Raw genomic sequence first — 8,197 nt, 5'->3', positions numbered from 1 at the left:
AAGAGGGAATCAGGTATAAATGGATGAAGATCGCCTTCGAGCGATATTTCCTTTTCAAGATGAGTCATGGCTTGAGCAACTGGCCGTAAGAGAATGAGGACAACAGATCGTCGCGCAGCGGCTACTCAGGAGGAGCGTAATGCGTAAGTTTTCCCATGTCGAATTTCTTCCGGACTATCTTAAACTGCCTGTTCTTCGCCAACCACCAGGCAGACGGGACATGATTGTCTTATGTGGACGTTAGGGATCGTTCTCATTCTCGGCTACTACCTCTCGCTGCTGGTTCTTCTCGGTACCTATGCTGCCAAGGTATGGATATGGGTAAAGAAGAAACCCGTGAACGGAGTCGGATCAGACAAGGTGACACCGAAGACCTTCCTTTTGGCTGCAGGCGACATCCTTTTCTTCCGGAGGCTCCTCAGTGTGAATGATGTCCTTTGGCTTGGGGAATGGATTTTCCATCTCTCTTTTGTGCTCGTGATACTCGGACACTTGAGATACTTCCTCAATCCGGTGCCTCAATGGGTTTGGGCTTTACAGCCTTTCGGAACCGTTGCGGGATATGCCCTTCCGTTTGCATTGCTCTATATAAGTACCGTAAAATTTCTCGTTGAGAAGAAGAAATACGTTTCGAGTTACAACTTTTTGCTTCTCATCCTGATATTTGCCTTAAGCATCAGCGGACTCCTCATGAAAACGGTCTACCATCCCGACATCGCTTCTGTAAAAACATTTGTCATGGGAATGGTGACGTTCAGGTTTGGTGCGGTCCCCGGCAGCGCTCTATTTATCTTTCACTTCGCCCTTTTCTTGGCATTGATGGTAAATCTGCCAACGCATATCTTTGCAGCCCCGCTCGTGCTCATCGGCGCACGACAGCGGGAAGAGACCCTCAGTCGGGTGATCCATGAAAAATAGGAACTGTTTTACTGAAAGCCTCACCGCACAGCAGCTCATAGAGTTGGACGCCTGCACGCAATGCGGCGAATGTCTGCAATTCTGTCCTATCCAGGACGTTAACGGTAGACCTGCGATATCCCCTCCCGAGAAGATCCGTGTCTTCAAGGAATTCATTAGGGCGACCGAAGGCCTGAAGGCGAGGCTCTTCGGGCCGAGGGACATTGACCGTCAGCTTCTCGAAGATTTTACGAAGGCGGTCTTCGAATGCACGACCTGCGGTGCCTGCGGACAGCACTGTCCCGTCGGCATCTTCACCCAGAGGCTCTGGCCCACCCTGAGAAAGGAAATGGTGAAGCGGGGGTTCGGCCCCATAGGCGGTCAGGCCAAGATGCCCGCGGTAATAAAGGATACCGGCAATCCCTACAATATGCCTGCCGAAGACAGGTTCAAACCGTGGTTTCCCGAGGACGTCAAGGCAGCTGAAAAGGCTGAGATCGCTTACTATGCAGGATGTACGGGCGCCTATTCGGCGCAGCCTATGGTTCGGGGAGATGTCCTTGTCTTGAAAGCGATTGGAGAACCCTTTACCATGCTGCCTCCCGAAGAAGAGGTTTGCTGCGGATTTCCTCTCTTTGCCTCGGGGCAGCACGACATGCTCGAAACCCTGACGAAGAGACTCGTCCAGGCATACAAGGCAAAGGGCGTGAAGCTCCTCTTATCCTCGTGTCCATGCTGTGTCAACATCATGTCGAGGGATTGGCCGATATTCTACGGTCAGGATCTGCCGTTTAAGATCCGACACATGACGCAGTTCGCAGCCGAGGCACTGAAGAGCGGAATGCTCAAGATCAGGGAAGGATTGTCGGAGAGGCTCATTTATCATGATCCGTGCTATCTCAGCAGGGGCGTCGGTATTACGGAGGAACCCCGGACCATTCTCAGAAGCATACCCGGAGTGGAACTCGTTGAATTTGACCGGTACGGCATCAATTCCAGGTGCTGCGGCGCCGGTGGAGCGGCGAGGAAGGTATATCCTGAAAATGCCAATGCAATCGGAAGGTCGACAATCGATGAGGCGGTGAAGAAAAAGGCCGACCGGCTTATTTTCAGTTGCCCGGCCTGCTATGCGCAGGTCAACGAAGGCATGCAGAACCAAGACCAAAGGATAAGAATTACGGATATCATGGAGTTGCTTGCGAGCCTTGTCGAGAGCGAGAAGAAATCGACTTCCTAATCACGTTCGGGACGAGATTGCCGCATGAAGGGAATGTTCAAGACCATTGAGAAACGGAGGGGAGAAGGGTTGTCATTTGTGGCATACGCAATAATGTTGGCTGGAAAGGCTGGTGCAAGATGGGCATGAATCTCAGAATATCCGCTGAATCAGGATTGCTTCACGTAATTGTGACAGGTGAGTTCTCGTTAAGAGAGGCCGAGAGGACCTTTATTGAGATGCTTGATGCTGTTTCAGAACAGAAAGCTATGAAGATCCTGTTCGATGGACGGGAAGTCAAGGGCGAGATTGAAAACTACCAGCGTTTTCTCTATGGCAAATTCGCGGCCGAGACGGTTGCAAGGTACAGAATAGAACGAAGTATTCCCCAGCCACAGTTTGCATATGTTCTTCACGAGTCAATCCTTGACCCGGGGAGGTTCGGCGAAACCGTGGCAGTAAATCGAGGCATGTGGGTTAAGGCCTTTGACAATCTCGAAGACGCTCTCGAATGGCTTAGATAACCACTAGGCAACAAGCCTGATGCAGGCGACGCTTGACAGCACCTGATTCGCAGCGATCCGCAGACTCCGCGAGGATCGCGTTATCCTGCTTTTCACTGAGAAATCTTGACAAGGCCAAACATGAAGAGTAAATTTACAGATAGAATAATAAGGAGGGAGTCATGGGAAGAATAATAATTGGTGTGTCTATCGTTTTCTGCCTGCTCATGGGACAGGTTATTCTGGCGATGGGGGCAGACAGCACGGCTGTATCCTGTTACGTCGGTAACCCTGATAATAACCAGTTGATAGGCGATGTCGAAGTCTTTAATATCTCTAGCGCAGTCGCCAGGTGTAATATGATGTACATGGACTGCAACGGAAACTGTACGGCGTGTTATATTTCTGAAAATGGTTCGCAATCCTGTATAGATTCCACTGGAAGACAATATACTAGGCAGTAGTGGATTATTGGGTCTAGCTGCCCGAATCTCATCGTGGGCGAGGACAAGTACTCCTCAAATACCCTCTGCGCAAATGAGTGATGGTTCTATCGGGAAATATTAGTGTGTCAAAATGGTTGCAGTCCCACTTTGTCGGTGTACACAATAGACTGAATTATCTTCCCCTATCGTGCTGTCCGCCGTGCTAACCTTTCATCCTGGCATATCCGGAATTGACAATTATCTTTTTTGACTCGGAGTCGCGACAAAGACAATGATGCCTAGGACAACAAAATGGGGAAGAAACGAGCATACCCAAGCATAACCGGCATCTCCGGTCACTTCGCCTCGTTTGAGGAATTCTTTTGTGATATACTGAACGGTGAATTACAGGCTGATACTCCGGAGCAGGAGATCACATCAGAGGATTCCGTCGAGACTTTGCCCAACACGGTAAAAAGAATGTTGCTTCTTGTTGCAGCCGGCCTTGTCCTTGGATATCTGCTCCTCATCGCTTATGTCTACGCGAAGCAAGGCTCGATGCTCTATTTCCCTGCAAGAGAGATAGAAGCCACTCCCCGCAACATCGGGCTCGACTACCATAAACTCACCCTACTGACAAAGGATGGGTTAAATATCTCGGCATGGTTTATCCCAGCTGACAATGCCCGCGGTTTTGTACTTTTCTGTCATGGAAACGCGGGGAATATCTCGCACCGTCTTGATTCGATCCGGATTTTCCATGACCTGCGTCTCAGCGTGTTCATATTCGATTACCGCGGATATGGCAAGAGCGAGGGTTCCCCGAATGAGAAAGGGACCTACCTTGATGCGGAGGCCGGATGGGATTATCTTAGAGACGTCCTCCATGTCGACCCAGGAAGGATCATCATATTCGGGCGTTCTCTCGGAAGCGCCGTTGCCGCAGAAGTAGCGCTACGGAAGCAGACTGGTATCCTCATCATGGAGTCGGGCTTTACCTCGGTGCCTGCTTTGGGGAAGAAGTTCTTTCCGCACCTGCCGGTCTCCCTTATTTCGCGATACCATTACGAATCAATCGGCAAGGTAGGAAGATTGAGGATACCGAAACTCTTCATCCATAGTCCCGAAGACGAGATAGTGCCTTTTGAGCACGGGCTCATGCTTTTCGAAAGAGCGAGCGAGCCGAAGGAATTTCTGCGGATTACCGGCGGACACAACGAGGGCTTCCTCGTTTCCGGCAGGGAGTACGTCGAAGGCCTGAAGGCTTATCTGTCCAGATACCTACCGGGGTGATACCCGAGGGGCACGGCTTGGAATCCCCAAAAGGCCGTATGCTATCATGTATGGGTTAATCGCACTACATGTATCTGATTGATCGAAAACGGGAAGGGTTATGAACATCATCGCGGCATATACCATTACGTTTATCGCGAGTTTCTGCATCCTCGTGATCGAAATCGTCGCCGGCCGCATCCTGGCGCCCTTTGTCGGGGTATCCCTCTACACCTGGACAAGCATCATCGGTGTCGTCCTTGCCGGGATCAGCATCGGCGCGTATTCGGGAGGGAAACTGGCGGACAGATTTCCCGACAGGAAGACCCTGGGATGGCTCCTGCTCCTGTCGGGAATGACTACGCTCTTCATCGCACCCATGACGAATCTCGTTGCAGGCTACCATTTTCCGACGTCTCTCATGCTTCGCATTCTTATCGTGACGACGATGACGTTTTTCATCCCGAGTTGTATCCTCGGGATGATCTCGCCTGTCGTCGTCAAGCTCGCACTCCGGAATGTCGAGACGGCCGGGGACGTCGTCGGCAAGATTTATGCCTTTTCGACCCTCGGCTCGATCATCGGAACCTTTGCCGCCGGCTTCTTCCTCATCTCCTGGATGGGGACAAGACATATCATCTTGACGATGGGTGCGATCCTGATCGTCACCGGGGCCGTCTGGGGTGGACTCTTCAGGACGAAGAAGTTCGCGATCGGATTCCTCTTGTTTCCCGCCCTTCTCCTCACGTCCGTCTACAGTTCGGCATTTAGACCGCCGGCGGATTCTTACACCAATTATTACCGGGAGAGCGATTACTACACGATCAAGGTCAAGGAAGCCACAAGCTCCGACGGGAAGACACCTCTAAAGGCCCTTGTGCTTGATAACCTTACGCACTCTTACGTGAATCTGAAGGACCCGCTCCACATCGAATATAAGTATGAAAGGATTTACGGAGAGGTACTCGGATGGAGATTCGAAAAAGATGCGGCCTTCAGGAGCCTCGCGATCGGCGGCGGGGGATACACCTTTCCGAGGTATATGGAGATCTCTTATCCGAGGGCTCAAATCGACGTCGTTGAGATAGACCCTGAAATAACACGGGTTGTTTACCGGTATCTCGGCCTGCCTCAGGACACAAGAATCCGCACCTATAATACCGACGGCCGCTGGTTTGTCATGAACTGCAGAGAGAAATACGATGTCGTCTTTGTCGATGCTTATAACGACCTGTCCATACCGTATCATCTGACCACAAAGGAATTCGCTCTGCTGCTCAAGGATGTCCTGAATAGGGACGGGATTTTACTCACGAATATCATCGACAATTTTCAGAGAGGATCGTTCCTGCCATCCTATATCCGGACGTTGCGGGAAGTCTTCGGCAAAAGGAATGTCCACCTGATAGCGATAAGCCCGAATTTTGAAAGAATCGGTTCGGCCACCTTTGTCATAGTTGCGGGGAAGAACGATCTGAACTTGAGAGACTTTGATTCGTACCTTAAACGGAGGGGTGAGGGCAGAGCGCTATCAGCAGTGGTACCGGAAGACCTCGTGGACCGATACGTGATGAGGACATACTCTGTCATCCTCAGGGATGATTACGCGCCAGTCGATAATCTCATCGCTCCGGTCTTTGAAGAGCGCTTCGGCTACAACAGGAAACAACGATAGACACAAACTCCCTATTTGCTCACGCTAACCTTCCAGGCGGTCCCGTCTTTCTTGTCTTCCAGGATTATCCCCTGTTCTTCCATCTCTTTTCTTATGGCGTCAGCCGCCGCCCAGTCCTTACGGAGACGCGCATCCTGTCTCTGTTGTATCTTTTCCTTGATATCCGCTTTTGAGTAAGGGATCTTCTTTGTCTCCATGAGCGCATCGTACCATTCCTCGGGACGCTTGTTGAAAATATTGAGGACTCGCCCGGAATCGCTGAGGAGTTCTTTTGTCCGTAACAAAAGCTCCTTCGCCTTCGGGCCTGAGGGTTTCGCATCGAGGAACCGGTTGACCTCTCGGATCAATTCAAAGATATGTCCCAGTGCGAGGGCCGTATTAAAATCGTCATCCATCGCTTCTCTGAACTTGTCCATAAAGGCTGCAAGGACTCCCTCGAGGGATTTTTCTTCCGGGGACGGCTTCGGCTTATCAGTCACGCTGGTCAGAAAATCTGCTATCCTAGTTATCGTCGTATAATACCGGTCGATGGACGCCTCGGCCTCGCGCAGGGATTCATCGGAAAACTCGATCGGACTCCGGTAATGCGTTGAGAGGAGAAAGAACCTGACTACCTCGGGGTCGAACTTCTCGAGGATCTCTCTTATCGTAAAGAAATTCCCAAGGGACTTTGACATCTTCTCCTTATCGATCGTAATGAATCCGTTGTGTATCCAATATTTCACAAAGGGCTTCCCCGTGTAGGCCTCCGACTGGGCGAGTTCGTTTTCGTGGTGGGGAAATATGAGGTCTGCGCCACCTCCGTGGATATCGAAGCTTTCGGCGAGATGTCTTATCGACATCGCGGTACACTCGATATGCCAGCCGGGCCTCCCCGGACCCCAAGGGCTCTCCCACGACGGTTCGCCCTCCTTCGATGCCTTCCAGAGGGCAAAGTCCATGGGACTTCTCTTCCTCTGATCGACCTCGACGCGTGCGCCGGCGAGCATCTCCTCGATGTCCCTCTTGGAGAGCTTTCCGTAGTCCCCGAATTTCTTCACTTCGAAGTAAACATCTCCATCAATTCCGTACGCATACCCCTTGTCCACAAGGCCTTTTACGATGGCGATAATCTCGGGTATATGGTCCGTCGCCTTCGGCTCCACATCCGCCCTGCCGACCCCGAGCCTGTCCATGTCCCGGTAATACTCTTCGGTATAGTTTTTTGCGACGGTATCCCAGGCAATGCCTTCCTGCTTTGCCCTGTTGATAATCTTGTCGTCGATGTCGGTAAAGTTTCTGATGTATTTGACCGCAAGGCCCCTGAACTCCAGGTATCTCCTGATGACATCGAAGACGATCGCACTGCGTGCATGGCCGATGTGGCTGAGGTCATAGACCGTCACCCCGCAGGCATACATACCGATCTTCCCGGGAGTAAGGGGAATCAACTCTTCCTTCTTCGCCGACAACGTATTGTAAACGCGCACCGCTCCTCCTCTTCCCTCGAGTCTTGCTATCTTCTTTTCGAGTTCCACAATCGATCTATCGAATTCCCTGAATTTTTCCTCTACCGGATCAGGCATATAGACGCGGGCCAGGCTCTCGACAGGACCCTCCTCCATCATCCTGAGAATCTTCTTCTTGATAACCTTCCCGGGGACACCCACCACGATGGCGTAGTCTGGCACGGGATCGAGCACAACGGCATTAGCGCCTATTTTAGCATGATCGCCGATGGTTATCGCACCGAGTATCTTGGCTCCGGTTCCGACGATCACGTGATTCCCAAGGGTGGGATGACGTTTGCCCTTCTCCTTTCCCGTGCCGCCGAGCGTCACCCCCTGATAGAGAAGGCAGTCTTCTCCGACGTCTGAAGTTTCTCCTATTACTACCCCCATACCATGGTCGATAAAGAAACCAGGGCCTATCTTCGCAGCAGGGTGAATCTCGATGCCGGTCAGAAATCGTGCGAGATGGGAAAGAAGGCGTGGAATTACCGGTACCCGCAAATCCCAGAGGACATGATTGATTCTATGAAACAATATTGCGTGAAATCCCGGGTAGGCGAGAACCACTTCAAGGCCGTTCCTTGCAGCGGGATCATTCCTGAAAACGGCACCGTAATCCCTTTTTATCATGCTCCAGACGCCCATGTTTAGACGTATTATACACCAAAAACAGGGGTATCATGGCTTATCCTCGACAGCGAAAGGCGGCGTCCGACGGG

The 8,197-nt window shown here is 51.5% G+C and carries 7 protein-coding genes and 1 pseudogene; 6 read left to right on the top strand and 2 right to left on the bottom strand.

Translation table 11 applies throughout. The features are described from left to right. The first annotated feature begins 231 nt into the window (after positions 1-231). The 6 genes from VEI96_00065 (at position 232) to VEI96_00040 (ending at position 5,988) form a co-directional block, all read left to right on the top strand. Positions 232-918, top strand: a complete 687-nt coding sequence (locus tag VEI96_00065; protein ID HXX56373.1) for a hypothetical protein — start codon at positions 232-234, stop codon at positions 916-918. Then, positions 908-2,134 carry a (Fe-S)-binding protein gene (locus VEI96_00060; protein HXX56372.1) on the top strand — a complete coding sequence of 409 codons (1,227 nt, stop codon included), beginning with the start codon at positions 908-910 and terminating at the stop codon, positions 2,132-2,134. The genes VEI96_00065 and VEI96_00060 overlap by 11 nt, the downstream gene beginning before the upstream one ends. 119 nt (positions 2,135-2,253) lie before the next feature. Next, entirely contained in the window at positions 2,254-2,637 is a 384-nt protein-coding gene (locus VEI96_00055) for a hypothetical protein (protein ID HXX56371.1), read from the top strand. A 161-nt stretch (positions 2,638-2,798) separates the two neighbouring features. After that, positions 2,799-3,080: a hypothetical protein gene (locus tag VEI96_00050; GenBank protein ID HXX56370.1), complete on the top strand. Its 282-nt coding sequence runs from the start codon at positions 2,799-2,801 to the stop codon at positions 3,078-3,080. Positions 3,081-3,353: 273 nt separating this feature from the next. Next, entirely contained in the window at positions 3,354-4,334 is a 981-nt protein-coding gene (locus VEI96_00045) for an alpha/beta hydrolase (GenBank protein ID HXX56369.1), read from the top strand. A 100-nt stretch (positions 4,335-4,434) separates the two neighbouring features. After that, complete coding sequence (locus tag VEI96_00040; protein ID HXX56368.1) at positions 4,435-5,988, top strand: fused MFS/spermidine synthase; 1,554 nt, start codon at positions 4,435-4,437, stop codon at positions 5,986-5,988. 11 nt (positions 5,989-5,999) lie between these two features. Here the strand turns inward: VEI96_00040 and cysS are convergent, their stop codons facing one another. Together cysS and epsC are read right to left on the bottom strand one after the other, a co-directional pair. Beyond that, complete coding sequence (gene cysS, locus VEI96_00035) at positions 6,000-7,457, bottom strand: cysteine--tRNA ligase (protein HXX56367.1); 1,458 nt, start codon at positions 7,455-7,457, stop codon at positions 6,000-6,002. Between the two features lie 33 nt (positions 7,458-7,490). After that, a pseudogene (epsC, locus tag VEI96_00030) lies at positions 7,491-8,108 on the bottom strand (serine O-acetyltransferase EpsC). Positions 8,109-8,197 lie beyond the last annotated feature (89 nt).

The organism is Thermodesulfovibrionales bacterium, assembly GCA_035622735.1.
GTDB lineage: Bacteria > Nitrospirota > Thermodesulfovibrionia > Thermodesulfovibrionales > UBA9159 > DASPUT01.
The sequence above is the reverse complement of the archived record's forward strand: the minus strand, read 5'-3'. Positions and strand labels throughout refer to the sequence as shown.

Excerpts from the sequence above, each read along its gene's own strand:
- VEI96_00065 (HXX56373.1), top strand. The coding sequence starts at position 232 with ATGTGGACGTTAGGGATCGTTCTCATTCTCGGCTACTACCTCTCGCTG.
- VEI96_00060 (HXX56372.1), top strand. The coding sequence starts at position 908 with ATGAAAAATAGGAACTGTTTTACTGAAAGCCTCACCGCACAGCAGCTC.
- VEI96_00055 (HXX56371.1), top strand. The coding sequence starts at position 2,254 with ATGGGCATGAATCTCAGAATATCCGCTGAATCAGGATTGCTTCACGTA.
- VEI96_00050 (HXX56370.1), top strand. The coding sequence starts at position 2,799 with ATGGGAAGAATAATAATTGGTGTGTCTATCGTTTTCTGCCTGCTCATG.
- VEI96_00045 (HXX56369.1), top strand. The coding sequence starts at position 3,354 with ATGGGGAAGAAACGAGCATACCCAAGCATAACCGGCATCTCCGGTCAC.
- VEI96_00040 (HXX56368.1), top strand. The coding sequence starts at position 4,435 with ATGAACATCATCGCGGCATATACCATTACGTTTATCGCGAGTTTCTGC.